Here is a 20,535-nt window from a genome sequence, read left to right on the forward strand (position 1 = left end):
GTATGGCGGCGTCACTGTGCGGTGCCCCCAGCGGGGCGCGGCCGGACGAAGAACACGGGTGGGAGCGCCCGTTGGGACGGCGTGCCGGGATGATGATCCGGAAAAGTTGTGGCCCGGGCGGCGGGTGCGGCAAGGTAACGCGCCGATCTCTCGTACAGTTTGCGCCGTGGGATCTCTGCGCAATCCGGTCGGGCCGCTTCCCTCCTCCATCTACTGGCGACGGAGGGCCGTACTGCTGTCCGTACTCGCCCTGTTGGCGTTGCTGATCGCCTGGATCGTCGCCTCGGGCGGCGGGGGCGACAAGAACGGCGCGAACGGAAGCAACGGCAAGAATCCCGCGCCCTCGACCATCACGCCGGGCCCCTCCGGCTCCGGTCCCGCGATCAGTGAAGCGCCGGGCGGGCGGGACGAGTCGGACGACGAGGGGTCGGGGTCCGGGGACACCTCCGGGTCGGACGACGGCTCGGGTTCCGGCGACGGCTCCGGTACGGGCTCGGGTTCCGACGGCAGCGCGGGCGGCGGCGGTTCCGCTGCCGGTACGGGGGTCGGGGCGGGCGACGCGCTTCCGGCGGGCTCCTCCCTGCCCAACTGCACCGCCGACGCCGTGAAGTTGACGGTGCGCAGCGCGCGCAACGCGTACGGGCCCGGTGAGACGCCCACCCTCGAACTCACCGCCACGAACTCCTCGGGCGGAGACTGCAAGGTCGATCTCGGCCCGAAGAACGCGGTGTTGACGATCACTCAGGCCGACAGCGATGACGCCTACTGGTCCTCCGCGGACTGCCCCAAGACCGCCGGGAGTCTGGTCTTCCGGGTCGCCGCCGACAGCAGCGTCACCTACCCGGTGAAGTGGGACCGCAAGCCGAGCTCCCCCGAGTGCGCCACGCCTCCGGCGGGTTCGGCCGCGGCGGGCACCTACCTGGTGGAAGCCACCACCCCGGGCTTCGCGAAGGCGCAGACGTCGTTCGTGCTGGAGAAGGACTGAGCGCGGGCCGGGGGCTGGTCGTCCGCTGAGCGCCGCGGGCTAGACGTACCGCTCCAGGATCGACGACTCCGCCAGCCGCGAGAGCCCCTCGCGCACGCTCCGCGCGCGGGCCTCGCCGACGCCGTCCACCGTCTGGAGGTCGTCCACGCTCGCGGCGAGCAGCTTCTGCAGGCCGCCGAAGTGCTCCACCAGGCGGTCGATGATCGCGCCGGGCAGCCGCGGCACCTTCGCCAGCAGCCGGAACCCGCGCGGCGACACCGCCGAGTCCAGCGCCTCCGGGGAACCGGTGTAGCCCAACGCCCGTGCCACCGTGGACAGTTCCAGCAGTTCCGCGTGGCTCAGCGCGTCCAGTTCGTACAGCGCCTCGTCGACCGTGCGGGAGCGCTTCGCCGTCGGCTCGGGGACGTAGTCCCGGACCACCAGTTCCCGCTCGGGCTCGACGCCGGCGATCAGCTCGTCCAGCTGCAGCGCGAGCAGCCGGCCGTCCGTGCCCAGCTCCACCACGTACTCGGCGATCTCGGTGGCGATCCGCCGCACCATCTCCAGCCGCTGCGCGACCGCCGAGACGTCCCGGACCGTCACCAGGTCCTCGATCTCCAGCGCCGACAGGGTGCCCGCGACCTCGTCGAGGCGTAGTTTGTAGCGCTCCAGGGTCGCCAGCGCCTGGTTCGCGCGGGACAGGATCGCCGCGGAGTCCTCCAGCACGCGCCGCTGCCCGTCGACGTAGAGCGCGATCAGCCGCATCGACTGCGAGACGGAGACGACCGGGAACCCGACCTGCTTGCTGACCCGGTCCGCCGTACGGTGCCGGGTGCCCGTCTCCTCGGTGGGGATCGTCGGATCCGGCACCAGCTGCACGCCCGCGCGCAGGATCTTCGACAGGTCCGAGGAGAGCACGATGCCGCCGTCCAGCTTGCACAGCTCCCGCAGCCGGGTCGCCGTGAACTCGACGTCCAGCACGAATCCGCCCGTGCACATGGCCTCGACGGTCTTGTCGGAGCCCAGCACGATGAGCCCTCCGGTGTTGCCGCGGAGGATCCGCTCGAGGCCGTCGCGCAGGGCCGTGCCGGGTGCCACGGCACTCAGTGAGGCGCGCATCAGGCCATCGGTACCGGCGCTCCCACCGGACTTTCCGGGAGCCGCTGCCCGGTCGTTGGCTGCCACTGCACTCCTCCGGTCGCAGGTTCTGGGGCGCTCCCGTTTCGCACACTCGGTTCGTACGGACGGGCGAGACCAGGGCAAAGTCTACCGGCGGTCCTCCTCGTCCCGTGGGGCCTCTCGTCGACGCGAGCGCGGAAGGACCCTGAGGGCATCCCCTATGTCCGCGACTTCCAGCACCTTCATCCCGGCCGGGACCTTGCCCGGATCGCCCGGCACCAGCGCGTGCGTGAAGCCGAGACGGTGCGCTTCGGCCAGCCGGCGCTGGACCCCGGTGACCCGTCTGACCTCGCCCGCGAGGCCCACCTCGCCGATCGCGACGAGGTTCTTGGGCAGCGGGGTGTCGCTGGCGGCGCTGGCCAGGGCGAGCGCGATGGCGAGGTCGGCGGCGGGCTCGGAGAGCTTCACTCCGCCGACCGTCGCGGAGTAGATGTCCCTTTTGCCCAGGGCGCTGATCCTGCCGCGCTGTTCCAGGACGGCGAGCATCATCGAGACCCGGGAGGTCTCCAGGCCCGAAGTGGTGCGGCGGGGGGAGGGGATCTGCGAGTCGACGGTGAGCGCCTGCACTTCGGCGACCAAGGGGCGGCGGCCCTCCAGGGTGACCGTCAGACAGGTGCCGGGGACCGGTTCGTCACGACGGGTCAGGAAAAGTCCGCTTGGGTCCGCGAGGCCCGTGATGCCCTCGTCGTGCAGTTCGAAGCAGCCGACCTCGTCGGTGGCGCCGTAGCGGTTCTTGACGCCGCGGACCAGGCGCAGGCGCGCGTGCCGGTCGCCCTCGAAGTGCAGGACGACGTCCACGAGGTGCTCCAGCAGGCGGGGGCCCGCGATGGCGCCGTCCTTGGTGACATGGCCCACGAGGAGCGTGGACATCCCGCGCTCCTTGGAGGCCCGGATCAGCGCGCCCGCCACCTCCCGCACCTGCGCCATGCCGCCGGGTGCGCCGTCGATCTCCGGTGAGGCCACGGTCTGCACGGAGTCGAGGATCAGCAGGGAGGGCTTGACCGCGTCCAAGTGCCCGAGCACGGCGGCCAGATCGGTCTCGGCGGCGAGATAGAGGTGCTCGTGGAGGGCCTTGATGCGGTCGGCGCGCAGGCGCACCTGGCTCGCCGACTCCTCGCCGGTGACATAGAGGGTGGGGTGCTCGTCGCTGGCCGACTTGGCGGCGACGTCCAGCAGCAGCGTGGACTTGCCGACGCCGGGCTCGCCCGCGAGCAGCACGACGGCGCCGGGCACCAGGCCGCCGCCGAGGACCCGGTCCAGCTCGGGCACGCCGGTGGGGCGGGCGGTCGCCTGCCGCCCGTCGACCTGCCCGATGGGCAGCGCGGACGTCGTGACGCGCCCCGGCGCCGTCGTACGGACCGCGGGCGCGCCGTACTCCTCGATCGTCCCCCACGCCTGACACTCGGGGCACCGACCGAGCCACTTGGCCGTCTGCCAGCCGCACTCGGTGCAGCGGTAGGACGGACGCTCCTTGGCGGTCTTCGTACGGGCAGCCATGAACGGAACGGTATAGGGCGCCACTGACAACGCCGTCCTCGCCGTCCTCGCCGTCCGACCATGGCCTGCGGGCGGTCGTCCCGCAGTGCGGCCCCCGCGCAGACCCCGTCCACCCCGCGGAACCGGCCACCTCCACCGCGTTCCGGCCACGGAATCCGGCGTTCCTGTCCCCTATTGAGGGATCGTTTCACCCGTACGGATTAAATGTGCTCAAGGGGGAAGAAGCCGCCACCTCGCCCCGCCTACGGTCCACGGGTGAAAAGCAGCAGTCCGGAGACCACCACCCGCACCACCGGCGCACACCGAGCGCACCGGGAGGCGCGCGACCGGCGGGCCGCGCGCACTCTGGCGCAGCGACCGCCCGCCAGGTACGAGCCGTACCTGGACGGCCTGTTCACCTACTGCCTCTCCGTGCTGTGCGACCACGACGCGGCCACCGCCGCCCTCGGAGACGTCCTCGCCCTCGCCGAGCGCCGCGGACAGCGCGTCCCGGAGTCCGCCGCCGACCGCCGCGCCTGGCTGTACGCCCTCGCCCGCTGGGCCTGTCTGCGCAAGCTGGCCGAGGCCAAGCAGAAACGTCAGGCCACGCACGCCGCCGGCCGCACCGACGCGCACCGCAGGCCCCCCGCCCCGCCCGTCTCCGAACAGGTCCAGGAGGAGCGCAGGCGCCAACTCGCCCTGCTCGCCTGGCCGGAGGCGGCCGGCACCACCCCCGAACAGCGCGAGGCGCTCGAACTCGCCGTACGCCACCACCTCGCCGCGCACGAGGTCGCCGCCGTCCTCGGCATGGACCTCGCCGTCGCGCGCGAACTCCTCGCCTCCGCCGCCTGCGAGGTGGAGCGCACCCGCGCGGCCCTCGCCGTGGTCGAGACCGGCACCTGCCCGAGCGTGGCCCGCCTCACCGGCGATCACCAGCTCGTCCTCGGCACAGCCCTGCGCCGGGAGCTGGTCCGCCACGTCGACGACTGCCCGCGCTGCCGCCGTACCGCCGAGCGCGCGGTGCCCGGCCGCTGGCCCGGCGCCTCCGTCACCCCCGCCGAACTGCCCGTCCTCGAGGCACCCCGGGCGGCTCTGCATGTCGCCATGGCGCACGTCCCCCGCGCGCGGGGCACCGCCCCCCGCTTCGACCGGCGCGGCTTCCCGATGGACCCCAAGGACCGGGCCGCCCGCCGGGACCGCCTCCGCGCGCGTGCCGTCACCACGACCGTCGTCGCCACCGTCGTCGCCGCGCCCGTGCTCGCTCTGTGGGCCGCCTACCGGGGGACGCCCACCGGCGAGGGCACCGAGGGGCGCTCGGCCAGCGCGAGCGAGGCACACGGCCCGGACGCCCTCGACGGCGAGGCCACGGGCGGCGGCTACGCGAACGCGGGCAACGCCAGCGCCCGCCCCGACGGCCGGCACGCCAAGGACAGGGGGCCCGATGTCACCGTCGAGGTCATCAGCGTCACCGGCGCGGGGAAGCCGGGCGCGGGGCAACTCGACGTCACGGCGGACCACCGCAGGGACACCACGCTCATCACCCTGCGGGCGACCGGTGACGCTCCGGTGCGCTGGTCCGCCACGACCGGCGCCTCCTGGCTCTACCTGAGCCGCTCCTCGGGAACCGTCGCGCCGGGCGAGTCGTTGACGATCAAGGTGTACGTCGATCCGCTGCGCGAGCCGTCCGGGTACTGGACCGCGCGGGTCGCCGTGTCGCCCGCCGGTGCCGTCGTCCGTATCGAGGGGTACGGCACCGCGCCCAGCCCGTCCGCCCCGGTGCCCTCCGGCCCCGGGCCGGGGAGCCCGGATCCGGAGCCGACCGGCCCCACGGAGCCCACGCCCAGCGACCCGCCGCCCACGTCCCCGGACCCCACTCCCAGCGATCCGGCGCCCACCGAGCCCACGCCCAGCGATCCGCCGCCCTCGTCCTCCGACCCGGACCCGCCGCCGACCGCGTCAGGGGATCCGTCCGGCTCGACGCCGCCGCCCAGTGACAGCGGCGACCCGAGCCCGTCCACGTCCTAGCCCGCCGGGCCCTCAGACCACCGGGTCCGCGGGATGCGGTGCCAGCAACGGCAACTGCGAGGCCAGCCGCTCCTCGCACAGCTCGACCAGGCGGTCGTACCCCGCCTTGCCCATCAGCTCGGTCAGCTCCGCGCGGTAGGAGACGTAGACCGGGTCGCCGGCGCCGTGTGCCGAGGTCGCCGACGTGCACCACCAGTGCAGGTCATGGCCGCCCGGACCCCAGCCGCGGCGGTCGTACTCGCCGATCGAGACCTGGAGCACCCGGGTGTCGTCGGGGCGGTCGATCCAGTCGTAGGTCCGCCGGACCGGAAGCTGCCAGCAGACGTCCGGCTTGGTCTCCAGCGGCTCGCGGCCCTCCTTCAGAGCGAGGATGTGCAGCGAGCAACCCGCGCCGCCCGCGAACCCGGGGCGGTTCTGGAAGATGCACGAGCCGTTGTAGGGACGGGTCTGGCGGTCGCCGTCCTCGTCCTCCGAGATCCAGCCGTGCTTCATGCCCTCGTCGTGGTGCTGCCAGATCTCCGGCGTGAGTCTCGCCACATGCTCGGCCACCCGCTTCTCGTCGTCCTCGTCCGAGAAGTGGGCGCCCAGAGTGCAGCAGCCGTCGTCCGCGCGGCCTGCTTGGATGCCCTGGCAGCCGCTGCCGAAGATGCAGTTCCAACGAGAGGTCAGCCATGTCAGATCGCACCGGAAGATCTGCTCGTCGTCTGCCGGATCGGGGAACTCCACCCATGCGCGGGCGAAGTCCAGCCCCTTCTCGTCGGCAGCCAAGGCCTGCTTCGCCTGCTTCGACGGCTTCACCTTCGACGAACCGCCGGATGATTTGGCCGTCTTCTGGTCTTTCGCCTTTTTCGTCTTTGGCACGCGTCCAGGGTAAGTCGCCCGGGACCTCGACAGGGACAGCTCCGGGGGAGGTACCCGGCTCGGCTGGCAGTAGCGTGCCGTACATGAGACTCGGTGTCCTCGACGTGGGATCTAACACGGTGCATCTGCTGGTCGTGGATGCGCATCCTGGCGCGCGCCCGCTGCCGGCGCACTCGCACAAGGCGGAGCTGCGCCTCGCCCAACTGCTCGACGAGAGCGGGGCCATCGGGTCCGCCGGGGTCGACAAGCTGATCTCCGTGGTGAAGGAGGCGCTGCAGGCCGCCGAGGACAAGGGCGTGGAGGACCTGCTGCCGTTCGCCACGTCCGCGGTGCGGGAGGCGAGCAACGCGGACGACGTTCTCGCGCGGGTGAAGGCGGAGACCGGCGTGGAGCTCCAGGTCCTCACGGGGGCCGAGGAGGCCCGGCTGACGTTTCTGGCCGTTCGCCGGTGGTTCGGCTGGTCGGCGGGGAAGCTGCTGGTGCTGGACATCGGTGGCGGTTCGCTGGAGATCGCGTACGGGATCGACGAGGAGCCGGACGCGGCGGTGTCGCTGCCGCTGGGTGCGGGTCGGCTCACCGCGGGGTGGCTGCCGGGGGACCCGCCGGAACCCGAGGACATACGGGCGCTCCGTCGGCACGTCCGGGCCCAGATCGCGCGGACGGTGGGGGAGTTCAGCCGGTTCGGGCGGCCCGATCATGTCGTGGCCACGTCCAAGACGTTCAAGCAGCTCGCCCGTATCGCCGGGGCGGCCCGTTCCACGGAGGGGCTGTACGTCCAGCGCGAGCTGAAGCGGGAGTCCTTGGAGGCCTGGGTCCCGCAGCTTTCGGGCATGACCACGGCCCAGCGGGCGGAGCTTCCCGGGGTGTCCGAAGGACGGGCGGGGCAGCTGCTGGCCGGGGCGCTGGTCGCGGAGGGGGCGATGGATCTGTTCGGCGTGGAGACGCTGGAGATCTGCCCCTGGGCGCTGCGGGAGGGCGTCATCCTGCGGCGGCTGGACCACATGCCCGTCGTGTGACGCTGCGGCGGGCGCCGGGAGCCCTGCCCGGTGCGTGAGGTGTGCCACCCCGTCGGTCCTCGCGACCTGTCGGCTCGGGCGCTGCCAGGGCACGTGTGTGCGAGGAAAATGTGCTGTACGCGCGTGTGCAGGGGGTTACTGGCCGGTTTTCGCGGGCCGTCGGCCTCGCTCGGGCTCGTGCTCCCCGGTGTCCGGTGAGGCCCCGTACTCTGTCCCTCGTGGCAGAACCAGTGGTGCGCATCCCGGATGCGAAGGTCGCCCTGTCGACGGCCTCGGTCTATCCGGAGTCGACGGCGACGGCCTTCGAGATCGCCGCGCGCCTCGGGTACGACGGTGTCGAGGTCATGGTGTGGACGGATCCCGTCAGCCAGGACATCGAGGCGCTGCGCCGGCTCAGCGACTACCACCGGATCCCGATCCTCGCCGTGCACGCCCCCTGCCTGCTCATCACGCAGCGTGTGTGGTCCACCGACCCGTGGACCAAGCTCCAGCGGGCCCAGGCCGCGGCCGAGAAGCTCGGCGCGAGCACGGTCGTCGTGCACCCTCCGTTCCGCTGGCAGCGCCAGTACGCGCGGGACTTCGTCGCCGGAATCTGGCGTATGGCGAACGAGACGGATGTGCGGTTCGCCGTCGAGAACATGTACCCGTGGCGGTACCGGGACCGCGAGATGCTCGCGTACGCGCCCGACTGGGATGTCACGAAGGACGACTACCGGCACTTCACGATCGATCTCAGCCATACGTCGACCGCCCGCACCGACGCCCTTCATATGATCGACCGCATGGGCGACCGGCTGGGGCATGTGCACCTCGCGGACGGGCGGGGGTCGGCCAAGGACGAGCATCTGGTTCCCGGGCGCGGCGACCAGCCGTGCGCCGAGGTACTGGAGCGGCTCGCCCTCACCGGGTTCGACGGCCATGTCGTCATCGAGGTCAACACCCGCCGCGCGATGTCCAGCGCCGAGCGGGAGGCCGACCTCGCCGAGGCGCTGGCCTTCACCCGGCTGCATCTGGCCTCCGCGGTGAAGGTGCCCCGGCCGTGAGCGACACCGCGGTACCGCGCAGGGGCCGGGGTCGCCGTACACGCAGCGAGGCCGCCGACACCCGGGCCCGGATCCTGGCGGTGGCCCGCGCGGAGTTCTCCGAGCGGGGGTACGAGAAGACCTCCGTGCGCGGGATCGCCAAGGCCGCCGGCGTCGACTCCGCGCTGGTGCACCACTACTTCGGCACCAAGGAACAGATCTTCGAGGCGGCCGTGGAGGTCGCCTTCGCGCCCGCGTTCAGGGCCCGCGACACCGTCCTCGACGGCCCCCTCGACGGCGTCGGCGAACGGCTGACCCGGATGATCTTCGGTCTCTGGGAGAACCCGGTGACCAGGGCGCCGCTGCTGGCGATCGTGCGCTCGGCCGTGAACAACGAGACCGCGGCCGCCGTCTTCCGCAAGCTGGTCGCCGCGCAGTTGCTCCGCCGGATCGGGGACCAGCTCGATTTCCCGGACGCCGACCTGCGCGCCGAACTCGCCGCCGCGCAGCTCGTCGGGGTCGCCATGCTGCGGTACGTCATCAGGGTCGAGCCGCTCGCCTCGGCGGATCCCGAGCAGATCGTCGCGCGGGTGGCACCCGTCGTGCAGGGGCACCTCACCAGCCCGTAGGCGGCGTGGGAGGGCTTCGGGAGCGGTTGGCGAGCGCTTGGCGAGGGCTCCGGGAGCGCCCGGGAGCGCCTTTGCGCTACTCCGGGACCGCGCTGGCGGTACTCCGGGACCGCTTCGGGGGTGCTTCACCCGCCGTCGGCATGGCGAGACGTGCGTCCCGCATTCCGGACACCGTGTCCGGGGCCTGGACGAGCGGCGTACGCTCGATAGCAGCCCTATCTGTCTGAAGGAGCGAGCGACGATGCCCGAGCTGAGGTCCCGCACAGTCACCCACGGCCGCAACATGGCGGGCGCCCGCGCCCTTATGCGCGCCTCCGGTGTACCGGGTGCGGACATCGGCCGTAAGCCGATCATCGCGGTCGCGAACTCCTTCACCGAGTTCGTGCCGGGTCACACCCATCTGCAACCGGTCGGGCGGATCGTCTCCGAGGCGATCCGGGAGGCCGGGGGCATCCCGCGCGAGTTCAACACCATCGCGGTGGACGACGGCATCGCCATGGGCCACGGCGGCATGCTGTACAGCCTGCCCTCGCGCGACCTGATCGCCGACAGCGTGGAGTACATGGTCGAGGCCCACTGCGCCGACGCCCTGGTCTGCATCTCCAACTGCGACAAGATCACCCCGGGCATGCTGAACGCCGCACTGCGGCTGAACATCCCCACGGTCTTCGTCTCCGGCGGCCCCATGGAGTCCGGCCGCGCGACGCTGGTCGACGGCACGGTCCGTACGCTCGACCTGGTCGACGCGATCTCCGACGCGGTGAACGACAAGATCTCGGACGAGGACATCCTCCGTATCGAGGAGAACGCCTGTCCGACCTGCGGCAGCTGTTCGGGCATGTTCACCGCCAACTCGATGAACTGCCTCACCGAGGCCATCGGCCTGTCCCTGCCCGGCAACGGCTCGGTCCTGGCGACGCACACGGCCCGCAAGCAGCTCTACGTCTCCGCGGCGCAGACCGTCATGGACATCACCCGCCGCTACTACGAGCAGGACGACGACACCGTCCTGCCGCGGTCGATCGCCACCTTCGCGGCCTTCGAGAACGCCATGGCCCTCGACATCGCCATGGGCGGCTCGACCAACACGATCCTGCACCTGCTCGCCGCGGCCCAGGAGGCCGACGTCCCGTTCGGTCTGGAGCAGATCGACGCGGTCAGCCGCCGGGTGCCGTGCCTGGCGAAGGTGGCGCCCAATGTCGCCAAGGACCGCACGTACTACATGGAGGACGTGCACCGCGCGGGCGGTATCCCGGCCCTGCTGGGCGAACTCCACCGCGCGGGGCTGCTGAACGAGGACGTGCACGCCGTGCACAGCCCGTCGCTGGCCGACTGGCTGAAGACGTGGGACGTGCGGGGCGGCTCCCCGTCGGCGGAGGCCGTGGAACTGTGGCACGCGGCGCCCGGGTGCGTCCGGTCTGCGGAGGCCTTCTCGCAGTCCGAGCGCTGGGAGGCGCTGGACGAGGACGCCGAGGGCGGCTGCATCCGCAGCGCGGAGCACGCGTACTCGAAGGACGGCGGCCTCGCGGTGCTGCGCGGCAACCTCGCGGTCGACGGCTGTGTCGTGAAGACGGCCGGTGTCGACGAGTCCATCTGGACCTTCGAGGGCCCGGCGGTCGTCTGCGAGTCGCAGGAAGAGGCCGTGCAGAAGATCCTGACGCAGCAGGTGAAGGAGGGCGACGTCGTCGTCATCCGGTACGAGGGTCCCAAGGGCGGCCCCGGTATGCAGGAGATGCTCTACCCGACCTCGTACCTCAAGGGCCGCGGCCTCGGGAAGGCCTGCGCCCTCGTCACGGACGGCCGCTTCTCCGGCGGCACCTCCGGCCTGTCCATCGGCCACGCCTCCCCGGAGGCGGCGGGCGGCGGCACGATCGCTCTCGTCGAGGACGGCGACCGGATCCGCATCGACATCCCGAACCGCTCGATCGAGTTGCTCGTCGACGACGCGGAACTCGCGCGCCGCGAGCAGGCGTTGAACGGCGTGTACGCACCCAGGAACCGCGAACGCAAGGTCTCGGCGGCGCTCCGGGCCTACGCCGCGATGGCCACCAGCGCGGACAAGGGCGCGGTGCGCGACGTGAGCAAGCTGGGCTGAACCCCGCCGGCTCGACGGTCTGGGGCCACCCGGTCTTCCGGGTGGCCCTTCGTCGCGTCACCAGCCGGCGGGGTCCCGGGCGTTCTCGCCGAAGACGGTGCCGTTGGGGGCGGAGGCGTAGACGCGGTTGCCGACCACCACGGGGTGGGGCAGCCCGGCCGCGACCTGCTCCGTGCTCGTGCCGAGCCGTGGGGACGTCTGTCCGGCGAGCCTGCCGTTGTCGACAGCCACGGCGATCAGCCGGCCGTCCGGCGCGGAGACGTACAGGTGCCGATCGTCGGCCACCGGGGTCGAGCCCCGGCTCACCCCCGTTTCGAGGCTCCACCGCTGCTTGCCCGCGGCCATGTCGACGGCCACCAGCGATCCGCCGCCGCCCATCAGGTAGACGACGTCCTCCCGCACGGTGGCCTGAGCCTGCTCGACCGGTACCGGCAGACTCACGCGCTGGGAGGCCTTGGTACCGGGCGTGTAGCGGAGAACTGCCTGTGCGTCCCCGTAGACCTTGCCGAGGGACATGAAGAAGACCGACCCGTCCGCCGTGCCGACCGGGTCCAGCGCCCCAGGCAGCCGCGCTTCCCACCGCACGTCGCCGGATTCCGGATCAACCGCCGTGACCTGTGTGGTCCCGCCGTTCTCGGCCCTGGTCACGGCGTAGGCCAGCGGGTCCCCGGGATAGGAGACGAAGTAGGGCACCTCGTGCCCGGGGATCCGGCGGCTCCACCGCTGGGTACCCGAGGTGCCGTCGACACCGGTGACCGTGCCGTCGGTACCGGTGAGCAGGAGGCTGTCGCCCGCGTACGTCAGCCCGCTGTACGCCGGCATGTCCTGCCGCCAGCGCGGCTTGCCCGTGGCCGGGTCGAGCGCCTCCAGCCTGCGGCTCATGTCCGCCCAGGGCTGCACGAGGCCACCGGCGACGACCGGCGGCCCGGTCCATTCCCCGGGGACGGTGTGGCGCCACAGCAGCCGCCCGTCGAGCGGATCGAGGGCGAACACCACGCCTGCCTGCGCACAGAGCAACTGGTCGGCGCCGTAAGCGCAGTGGGGCGCGTCCGGGGTGCCGGACACCGACTGGGTCTCCCAGTGACGGAACACGGCCGAGGCCTTCCGGGCACCGCCTCCGTCCGGGGCCGGGGCAGCGCCGCCCCCCAGCTGCGCCGCCGTGAACGTCCCGCCCACGACGAGTGCCGTCACGACCGCGGCCAGTGCCGTTCGCCGTCCCAGGAACCTCCCGAAGCGCCGTACCTCATGCTTCTCGCCGGCCGGGGGCAGACGCGGTCCCGGCTCGTCACTCGTGCGCTGGGCCGGGATGAACGCCTGCGTGTCGTACGAGGCCGCCACCGACCGCAGTTCCCGCATCAACTCGTCCGGCGTGGGCCGGTCCTCGGGCTCCTTGGCGAGACACCGCTGGATCAGTGGCCCGAGACTCTCCGGTACGCCGGTCAGGTCGGGTTCGTCATGGACGACTTGGTAGGCGACGACGTACGGACTGTCCGAGTCGAACGGCCCCCGCCCCGTCGCCGCGTGCACCATGACCGACCCCAGCGCGAAGATGTCCGCGGCCGGCCCCACCTCCCGCGGCCGTCGGAACTGTTCGGGCGCCATGAACGGCGGCGTCCCGATCAACTTCCCCGTCTCGGTCCGCAGTTCGCTGTCCTTTGGCCGAGAAATGCCGAAGTCGATGACCTTCGGCCCGTCGTCGGCGAGCAGCACGTTGCTCGGCTTCAGGTCCCGGTGCACGACCCCGACCCGATGGATGTCCCGCAGCGCCTCGGCCAGCCCGGCCATCAGCCGGCGCAACTGCTCCGGAGGCATGGGGCCGTTCCGCTTCACTTGGTCGGAGAGTGTCGGTCCGGAGATGAACAGCGTCGCCATCCACGGTCGTTCGGCTTCCGGATCGGCGTCGACGACAGACGCGGTGAAGGCGCCGCTGACCCGCCGGGCGGCGGCTATCTCCTGCCGGAACCGCCCCCTGAACTCGCGGTCCCGGGCGAACTCGGCATGGATGACCTTCACCGCGAGCTTCATCCCGGACGTACTGCGCGCCAGGTGTACGACACCCATGCCGCCGGAACCGAGGCAGGACTCAAGACGGTAGTGACCGGCGTACTCGGGAAGTTCCGCTTCCGCGCCCGCTCCGGCGTTCCGCTGTGGCGCCATGGGACCACCCCCGTGCTGTTCGTCCGCGCGCGCGACGCAGGGAGCCTAGTCGATGAGGCGTACGAGACAGAGGCGGCTTGCTAGCCTCTGTGTGCGAATTACGTACGCGTGTTTCTTGGCGTGATTCGGGGGAATCAACGGGGCCCATGACATCCATGGGAATCAACGGGGGAGGACTCTCATGTCTGTTGACCGCATCGACGAGGTGCCCGAGGCGCAGGCCGGGGACGAGAAGGAAGCCGTAGGTCTGGCGGCGGAGACGGTGCTGCGCTACTACTCGGTCGCTCCGGGCGTCCGCCTGAACGTCCGCCGAGGGCCAGGCACCAACTATCCCGTCACCCGGGTCCTCCCCGAGGGCGCCAAGGTGCCGATCTTCTGCCAGACCCCGGGCACGACCGTGACCGGCCCGTACGGCACCACGAACATCTGGGACAACATCGACGACAGCGAGTTCGTGTCCGACGCCTACGTGAACACGGGCAGCGACGGCTACGTCCGCCCGCGCTGCGCGAACTGACACGCTTCCTGCCGATCAGAGGACACGCATGATCTCTCGGAGACGGGCAGCCGTCCTGCTCGCGGCTGCCGTCGGCGCCTTCCTCATGGTGCTCGGCGTTTCGCCCACGGCCACGGCTGCCTACCGCTACTACCCCATCGCGCCGGACGTCCGGCTGAACGTCCGCAACGGACCCGGCACCAACTACGACATCGTGCGCGTGCTGCCCGAGGGCTCCCGCGTCCCGATCTACTGCCAGATGCCCGGTACGACCGTGACCGGCCCGTACGGCACCTCGAACATCTGGGACAACATCAGCAACGGCGAGTTCGTCTCGGACGCCTACGTGAACACCGGCAGCGACGGCTACGTGGCCTCCCGCTGCGGCTGAACCAAGGACAAGGAACCCACCCGAACATGACCTCGCGCAGTCGTAGATCCCTCCTGCTCGGCGGAGCCGTCGCCGGGGCGTTTCTCATGGTGCTGGGGGTGTCGCCCACCGCCAGTGCCGTCACGTATTACGACGTCGCCCCGGGCGTCCAGCTCAATGTGCGCCGAGGCCCCGGTACCGAGTACGCCATCGTGCGCACCCTGCCCGTCGGCGCCAAGGTCGCGATCTACTGCCAGGCGCCGGGCACCACGGTGACGGGCCCGTACGGCACGTCCAACATCTGGGACAACATCGCCAACGGCGAGTTCGTCGCGGACGCCTACGTGAAGACGGGCAGCGACGGCTACATCCGTCCGCGCTGCTCCTGAACCCCAGCGGGGCCCGTGGCCGGGCGGAGTCATAATCGACGGGTGAGCGACGAGACAGGCACCCCGACCCCGGCCACGGCCCCGACCACGGGACCCCGGCCCGAACCCATCCGCTTCTTCGGCACGAGCTGGGTCGACCACACCGACGGGTACACCGGCCGCCGTATCGGCGTGGCCGTCGGGTCGCTCGCCGCCGCGATCCTCTCCTGCCTGGTCCTGCGCTTCGCCTACCAGGGCCTCCAGATCGCCGCGGTCGGCGGCCTCGTCACGACGCTGATGATCGTGATGTTCGCGATCTGCAGCGCCCTCGCCTTCCGCAACACCTGGGACGGCTTCGGCAAGCGCCCCGACCCGGCCCGCCAGGCCTCCCTCCGCGGCCTGCTGACCATCGGCTTCGTCGGCTCCCTCCTCGCCTACTTCTTCCGCTCCCTCTCCGAGGCCCCGGGCGAGAAGCTCCACCGCGAGGAGTACGAGACGGCCCGGGAGCAGTACGACAAGCGCACCACCCGCCGCTCCGGCAACCCGTCGAAGAAGCGCCGCCGCGCCTGAGCCGCCCTCTTACCGCAAACTCCCCGCCCGACGGCTCACCCCCCTCCACCATGGCCGTATGACGGCTGCCTCCTCCCATCCCACCGGCGCCCATTCCAGCGGCGCCCACTCCATCCGCGCCCACTCCTTCAACGCGGCCGCGGCCCAGTACGCCGCCAACCGCCCCTCCTACCCGCCCGCCCTCTTCGATGCCGTCGAGGAGCTGTCCGGCCGCCCCCTGGCGGGAGCGCGAGTCGTGGACGTCGGGGCCGGGACGGGCATCGCCACCGCCCTGCTGCACGCCCGCGGCGCCGAGGTGATCGCGGTGGAACCCGGCGACGGCAGGGCGGCCCAGTTCCGCCGGGCCCACCCCGGAATCCCGATCGTCCGGGGCAACGGCAACATCCTCCCCCTCGCCGACTCCTGCGCCGACTTCCTCACCTCCGCCCAGGCCTGGCACTGGACCGACCCCGCGCAGTCGATCCCGGAGGCCCAACGCGTCCTGCGCCCGGGCGGCGCGATCGCCCTGTGGTGGAACACCTACGCCCTCGACGTCCCGTGGATCGTCGCCCAGGCCCAGCGCATCGAGACCTACTTCGGCGTCGACCCCGTCGTGGAGAAGAACGGCAGCAGCGCCCACGGCTCCGACCCCGACGGCCGCTTCCACTTCACCCGGCGCGTGGTCCGCTGGAGCCGTCGCGTCCCCGTCGACACCCACCTCGCCAACATAGGCAGCCACTCGATGTTCCTGGTCGCCGACGAGGAGGCGAGCGCCAGATTCCTCGCCGAGGAACGCGCCCTCCTCCTCACGGCGTTCCACGACGGCATCGTCGAGGAGATCTACGACGTCGAGTTGCTCGTAGCCCTCAACTCCTGACCGCGCACCGCGGCCCACCCCTCCAGGGCCGCGGCCCACGCGTGGTCCAGATGCCGGAGCCCGGCGGCGGGCGCCGGGAACGAGGAGCCGCCCCACAGCGAGTTCCGGCGGCGGTCGGACCATGACGGAGGCGTACAAAGCGGACCGCCCACCTCCGATCACTTCCCCAACGCGCCCACGGCCGCGCGCGCCTCCACTTGACGGCACCCCTCGACTGGAGAGTTAATCCGCACATGATGAATATCAAGCCCGGCTCACCGGCCACCGGAACACCCCCGGACCACGACACCCCAGCCGTCCGCGCCGAGGGGCTGACCGTCGCCCGCGGCCCCCGCACCGTCCTGCGCTCCCTCGACTTCACCGTCCCGCGCGGCCAGATCACCGGCCTCCTCGGCCCCTCCGGCTGCGGCAAATCGACCCTCATGCGCTCGATCGTCGGCACCCAGGCCAAGGTCACCGGCACCCTCGACGTCCTCGGCCGCCCCGCCGGACACCCCAAGCTGCGCACCCTCATCGGCTACGTCACCCAGGCCCCCTCCGTCTACGACGACCTGACGGTCCGCCAGAACCTCGAGTACTTCGCGGCGATCCTCGCCCCCGGCCACGGAGCCGCCGACCAACGCCACGAGAACGTCACCCGCGCCATCGAGGACGTCGACCTCACCACCCACGCCGACGCTCTCGCCGGCAACCTCTCCGGCGGCCAGCGCAGCCGGGTCTCCCTCGCCGTCGCGCTCCTCGGCACGCCCGAACTCCTCGTCCTCGACGAACCCACCGTCGGCCTCGACCCCGTCCTGCGCCGCGACCTGTGGAGCCTCTTCCACGACATCGCCGACCGACGCGGCGCCACCCTCCTGATCTCCTCCCACGTCATGGACGAGGCCGAGCGCTGCCACCGCCTCCTCCTCATGCGCGAGGGCCGGATCCTCGCCGACGACACCCCCGACGCCCTGCGCACCCGCACCGACTCCGAGACCGTCGAAGCGGCCTTCCTGCACCTGGTCGACGAGGCGGTCGCGGCCGCCGCCCGCGAGAAAGAGACCACCCGATGAGCACCACCACCCCCACACCCAGGACGCCCGGCACGGTCACCCCCGCCCCGACCAGCGCCCTGAACCTCTCCCGCACCACCGCCACCGCCGCCCGGGTCCTGCGCCAGCTCCGCCACGACCCGCGCACCATCGCGCTGATGATCCTCGTCCCCTGCGTGATGCTCTTCCTGCTGCGCTACGTCTTCGACGGCAACCCGCGCACCTTCGACAACATCGGGGCATCACTGCTCGGGATCTTCCCGCTGATCACGATGTTCCTGGTCACCTCCATCGCCACCCTGCGCGAACGCACCTCGGGCACCCTGGAACGCCTCCTCTCCATGCCCCTCGGCAAGGGCGACCTGATCGCGGGCTACGCCCTCGCCTTCGGCACCATCGCGATCGTCCAGTCCGTCCTCGCCACGGCCCTCGCCCTGTGGGGCCTCGGTCTGGACGTCACCGGCAGCCCCTGGCTGCTCCTCCTGGTCGCCCTCCTCGACGCGCTCCTCGGCACCGCACTCGGTCTCTTCGTCTCCGCCTTCGCCGCCTCCGAGTTCCAGGCGGTCCAGTTCATGCCGGCCGTGATCTTCCCCCAGCTCCTCCTCTGCGGCCTGTTCACCCCGCGCTCCGAGATGCACCCCGCCCTGGAAGCCATCTCCAACGTCCTCCCCATGTCCTACGCCGTCGACGGCATGAACGAAGTCCTCAAGCACACCGACATGACGGCCGCCTTCGTCCGCGACGCCCTGGTCGTGGCCGGTTGCGCGCTCCTCGTCCTCACCCTGGGCGCCGCCACCCTGCGCCGCCGCACGGCATAGCCGGCCACAGCCCTCACCGACGCCCCACCCCACGTCCCGCCCACCGGACACCCCACCCACACTCAAGCCCTCGATGGGAGGATGAACACCGGACGACGCAACCCCGGAGGGCACCCCAGCCATGGCTCAGAAAGTCGCAGTCCTCGGCACCGGCAAGATCGGCGAAGCCCTGCTCGGCGGAATGCTCCGAGCAGGCTGGGGCCCGGACGACCTCCTCGTCACCGCCCGCCGCCAGGAGCGCGCCGAGGAACTCCACCGGCGCTACGGAGTCACCCCGGTCAGCAACCCGGAAGCCGCCAAGACCGCCGACACCCTGATCCTCACGGTCAAGCCGCAGGACATGGGCACCCTCCTCGACGAACTCGCCCCGCACGTCCCCGCCGACCGGCTGGTTATCAGCGGCGCCGCGGGCATCCCCACCTCCTTCTTCGAGGAGCGCCTCACCGCGGGCACCCCCGTCGTCCGCGTCATGACGAACACCCCCGCCCTCGTCGACGAGGCCATGTCCGTGATCTCCCCCGGCAGCCACGCCACCGAGAACCACCTCGCCCACGCCGAGGAGATCTTCGGCGCCGTGGGCAAGACCCTGCGCGTCCCCGAGTCCCAGCAGGACGCCTGCACCGCCCTCTCCGGCTCGGGCCCGGCGTACTTCTTCTATCTGGTCGAAGCCATGACCGACGCCGGCATCCTGCTCGGCCTGCCCCGCGACAAGGCCCACGACCTGATCGTCCAGTCCGCGATCGGCGCCGCCACGATGCTCCGGGACAGCGGCGAGCACCCCGTCAAGCTCCGCGAGAACGTCACCTCGCCCGCCGGCACCACCATCAACGCCATCCGCGAGCTGGAGAACCACGGCGTACGAGCCGCGCTCATCGCCGCCCTCGAAGCCGCCCGCGACCGCAGCCGCGAACTGGCCTCCGGCAACAACAGCTGAGCCCCGGCCGCCCCCACCGAGACGGGGGCGGCCCGCAGCGGCAGCCCTACGCGGTCACGGCGATATCCGAAGCCGCAGGCAGCAGCCCGATCGCCCGATACGCGGCGTCCACGGTCGGCCGGGCCATCGCCCGAGCCCTCTCCGCACCATCCCGCAGCACCCCCTCCACATAGCCAGGATCAGCGCACAACTCCCTGTGCCGCTCCTGCACGGGCCTGAGAACCTCCACGACGGCCTCCGCGGTGTCCTTCTTCAGTGCGCCGTACGACTCATATACACCGCTCAGGTCCGAAGGGTTCCCACCCGTGCACGCCGCGAGGATCTCCAGCAGATTCGCCAGGCCAGGGCGCCCCTCACGGTCGTAGACGACCTCCCGCCCGCTGTCGGTGACGGCCCGCATGACCTTCTTCCGCACCACGTCCGGCTCATCCAGCAGATAGACGATCCCCGGCCCGACGTCATCGCTCTTGCCCATCTTCGACGTCGGCTCCTGCAGGTTCATCACCCGCGCCGCCACCACCGGATGCGTGGCCCGCGGCACCACGAACGTGTTCCCGTACCGCTGGTTGAACCGCACCGCCAGATCGCGGGTGAGCTCCACGTGCTGCGCCTGGTCGTCCCCGACCGGCACCTCGTCACTGCCGTACGCCAGGATGTCCGCCGCCATCAGCACCGGATAGGTGAGCAGGGACAGCCGCACACTCCCACCGCGCTCACGCTCCCGCCCGGCCTTCTCCTTGTACTGGATCATCCGCCGCATCTCGCCGTCAGTGGCCACGCACTCCAGCACGTACGACAGCCGCGCGTGCTCGTCCACATGACTCTGTACGAACACCGTGCACAGCGCCGGATCCAGCCCAGTCGCGAGCAACAGCGTCGCCGCCTGCCGACTCAGCCTGCGGACCCGCGCCGGATCGTGCTCCACGGTGAGCGCGTGCAGATCGACGATGCAGAACAGCGCGTCGGCCCGGTGCTGGTCGACCTCCGCCCAGCGCCGCATGGCTCCGAGGTAGTTCCCCAGCGTCAGATGCCCCGTCGGCTTGACCCCGCTGAAGACTCGCGTCATCTCTCCACCTCCTGGTCGAGACCGCCGTCCCCGGCCGGCCGACCCTCTGGAGGGAGAAACGAGAACGGCCGCCGAGGGCGGCGGCCGTTGAGTGCATACGTGAGTACGGCCGCCGTCAGGCGGCCCACCACAGTTGGGTGCACGTACGCGTTGTCATGGAGCCCACAGTACGCCGCCAGGGGTCCGTCCGGGCGGGAGTTGACACGCCTCGACGCGGTCCGTAGTGTTCTCCGAGTTGTCCGACGTGAGCGCCGACTCCGGTCGGTCCCCGGACAGCCATTCCGCAAGTCCCAACCAACACTCGACGACAGTCGATCTGTCTGCCGTCGTGTCATTGGCATGCGTATTTGCGAAATGAGGAATCCATGTTCGAAAGGACGCGGCCCCCGATTAGCTCGGGAGCCGGGAATCCGCTAAAGTCTCACTCGTCGGAACGGCCCGCAACGGCCGGGAAGACAACTCCCGCTGACTGGGAATCAGACGCCGAAAGGATCTGATAGAGTCGGAACCGCCGGAAAGGGAAACGCGAAAGCGAGAACCTGGAAAGCACCGAGGAAATCGGATCGGAAAGATCTGATAGAGTCGGAAACGCAAGACCGAAG

Annotated in this window: 19 protein-coding genes; 14 read left to right on the forward strand and 5 right to left on the reverse strand. The window is 71.3% G+C overall.

The genetic code is table 11. The features are described from left to right. Window positions 1-166 precede the first annotated feature (166 nt). Window positions 167-985: a hypothetical protein gene (locus ACWDRW_RS13840; RefSeq protein WP_451722928.1), complete on the forward strand. Its 819-nt coding sequence runs from the start codon at window positions 167-169 to the stop codon at window positions 983-985. Window positions 986-1,024: 39 nt separating this feature from the next. Here the strand turns inward: ACWDRW_RS13840 and disA are convergent, their stop codons facing one another. Together disA and radA are read right to left on the reverse strand one after the other, a co-directional pair. Beyond that, window positions 1,025-2,149 carry a DNA integrity scanning diadenylate cyclase DisA gene (disA, locus tag ACWDRW_RS13845; RefSeq protein ID WP_451722929.1) on the reverse strand — a complete coding sequence of 375 codons (1,125 nt, stop codon included), beginning with the start codon at window positions 2,147-2,149 and terminating at the stop codon, window positions 1,025-1,027. Between the two features lie 81 nt (window positions 2,150-2,230). Then, window positions 2,231-3,640 (reverse strand): DNA repair protein RadA, encoded by a 1,410-nt coding sequence (radA, locus tag ACWDRW_RS13850; RefSeq protein WP_451722930.1) that lies wholly within the window; start codon window positions 3,638-3,640, stop codon window positions 2,231-2,233. 255 nt (window positions 3,641-3,895) lie between these two features. On the opposite strand from radA, the gene ACWDRW_RS13855 reads away from it, so the two are divergent. Then, window positions 3,896-5,644, forward strand: a complete 1,749-nt coding sequence (locus ACWDRW_RS13855; RefSeq protein ID WP_451722932.1) for a BACON domain-containing protein — start codon at window positions 3,896-3,898, stop codon at window positions 5,642-5,644. 12 nt (window positions 5,645-5,656) lie between these two features. Here the strand turns inward: ACWDRW_RS13855 and ACWDRW_RS13860 are convergent, their stop codons facing one another. Then, window positions 5,657-6,505 carry a hypothetical protein gene (locus ACWDRW_RS13860; protein WP_451722935.1) on the reverse strand — a complete coding sequence of 283 codons (849 nt, stop codon included), beginning with the start codon at window positions 6,503-6,505 and terminating at the stop codon, window positions 5,657-5,659. Between the two features lie 83 nt (window positions 6,506-6,588). Between ACWDRW_RS13860 and ACWDRW_RS13865 the strand changes: the two genes are divergently transcribed. From ACWDRW_RS13865 to ilvD, 4 genes are all read left to right on the forward strand, one after another. Further along, window positions 6,589-7,521 (forward strand): Ppx/GppA phosphatase family protein, encoded by a 933-nt coding sequence (locus ACWDRW_RS13865; protein ID WP_451722937.1) that lies wholly within the window; start codon window positions 6,589-6,591, stop codon window positions 7,519-7,521. A 218-nt stretch (window positions 7,522-7,739) separates the two neighbouring features. After that, window positions 7,740-8,564 (forward strand): sugar phosphate isomerase/epimerase family protein, encoded by an 825-nt coding sequence (locus ACWDRW_RS13870; RefSeq protein WP_451722938.1) that lies wholly within the window; start codon window positions 7,740-7,742, stop codon window positions 8,562-8,564. Continuing rightward, complete coding sequence (locus tag ACWDRW_RS13875) at window positions 8,561-9,172, forward strand: TetR/AcrR family transcriptional regulator (protein WP_451722939.1); 612 nt, start codon at window positions 8,561-8,563, stop codon at window positions 9,170-9,172. Before ACWDRW_RS13870 ends, ACWDRW_RS13875 begins: the two co-directional genes overlap by 4 nt. Window positions 9,173-9,413: 241 nt before the next feature. Beyond that, on the forward strand, window positions 9,414-11,267 hold the full coding sequence (gene ilvD / locus ACWDRW_RS13880) for a dihydroxy-acid dehydratase (RefSeq protein ID WP_451722941.1): 1,854 nt from the start codon (window positions 9,414-9,416) through the stop codon (window positions 11,265-11,267). Between the two features lie 57 nt (window positions 11,268-11,324). On the opposite strand, the gene ACWDRW_RS13885 is transcribed toward ilvD, so the two are convergent. Next, window positions 11,325-13,424 (reverse strand): serine/threonine-protein kinase, encoded by a 2,100-nt coding sequence (locus tag ACWDRW_RS13885; RefSeq protein ID WP_451722942.1) that lies wholly within the window; start codon window positions 13,422-13,424, stop codon window positions 11,325-11,327. A 181-nt stretch (window positions 13,425-13,605) separates the two neighbouring features. On the opposite strand from ACWDRW_RS13885, the gene ACWDRW_RS13890 reads away from it, so the two are divergent. The 8 genes from ACWDRW_RS13890 to proC all read left to right on the forward strand — a co-directional run bounded on the left by ACWDRW_RS13890 (window position 13,606) and on the right by proC (window position 18,867). After that, window positions 13,606-13,941, forward strand: coding sequence for an SH3 domain-containing protein (locus ACWDRW_RS13890; protein WP_451722944.1), 336 nt, complete (start codon window positions 13,606-13,608; stop codon window positions 13,939-13,941). Between the two features lie 85 nt (window positions 13,942-14,026). Then, window positions 14,027-14,311, forward strand: coding sequence for an SH3 domain-containing protein (locus ACWDRW_RS13895; protein WP_451722966.1), 285 nt, complete (start codon window positions 14,027-14,029; stop codon window positions 14,309-14,311). Window positions 14,312-14,337: 26 nt separating this feature from the next. Beyond that, complete coding sequence (locus tag ACWDRW_RS13900) at window positions 14,338-14,679, forward strand: hypothetical protein (RefSeq protein ID WP_451722945.1); 342 nt, start codon at window positions 14,338-14,340, stop codon at window positions 14,677-14,679. 42 nt (window positions 14,680-14,721) lie between these two features. Beyond that, on the forward strand, window positions 14,722-15,228 hold the full coding sequence (locus ACWDRW_RS13905) for an EamA/RhaT family transporter (protein ID WP_451722946.1): 507 nt from the start codon (window positions 14,722-14,724) through the stop codon (window positions 15,226-15,228). 58 nt (window positions 15,229-15,286) lie between these two features. Next, the gene (locus ACWDRW_RS13910) at window positions 15,287-16,084 is read left to right on the forward strand and encodes a class I SAM-dependent methyltransferase (RefSeq protein ID WP_451722948.1); all 798 of its coding nucleotides are present in this window, start codon (window positions 15,287-15,289) and stop codon (window positions 16,082-16,084) included. A gap of 233 nt (window positions 16,085-16,317) precedes the next feature. Continuing rightward, on the forward strand, window positions 16,318-17,136 hold the full coding sequence (locus ACWDRW_RS13915) for an ABC transporter ATP-binding protein (protein ID WP_451722949.1): 819 nt from the start codon (window positions 16,318-16,320) through the stop codon (window positions 17,134-17,136). Beyond that, entirely contained in the window at window positions 17,133-17,933 is an 801-nt protein-coding gene (locus tag ACWDRW_RS13920; RefSeq protein ID WP_451722951.1) for an ABC transporter permease, read from the forward strand. Before ACWDRW_RS13915 ends, ACWDRW_RS13920 begins: the two co-directional genes overlap by 4 nt. A gap of 121 nt (window positions 17,934-18,054) precedes the next feature. Then, a complete protein-coding gene (gene proC, locus ACWDRW_RS13925; protein WP_451722953.1) occupies window positions 18,055-18,867 on the forward strand; it encodes a pyrroline-5-carboxylate reductase in 813 nt (270 codons plus the stop codon). A gap of 46 nt (window positions 18,868-18,913) precedes the next feature. On the opposite strand, the gene trpS is transcribed toward proC, so the two are convergent. Further along, a complete protein-coding gene (trpS, locus tag ACWDRW_RS13930; protein ID WP_451722955.1) occupies window positions 18,914-19,933 on the reverse strand; it encodes a tryptophan--tRNA ligase in 1,020 nt (339 codons plus the stop codon). Window positions 19,934-20,535 lie beyond the last annotated feature (602 nt).

The sequence above is a fragment of the Streptomyces sp. NPDC003635 genome (genome assembly GCF_053587635.1).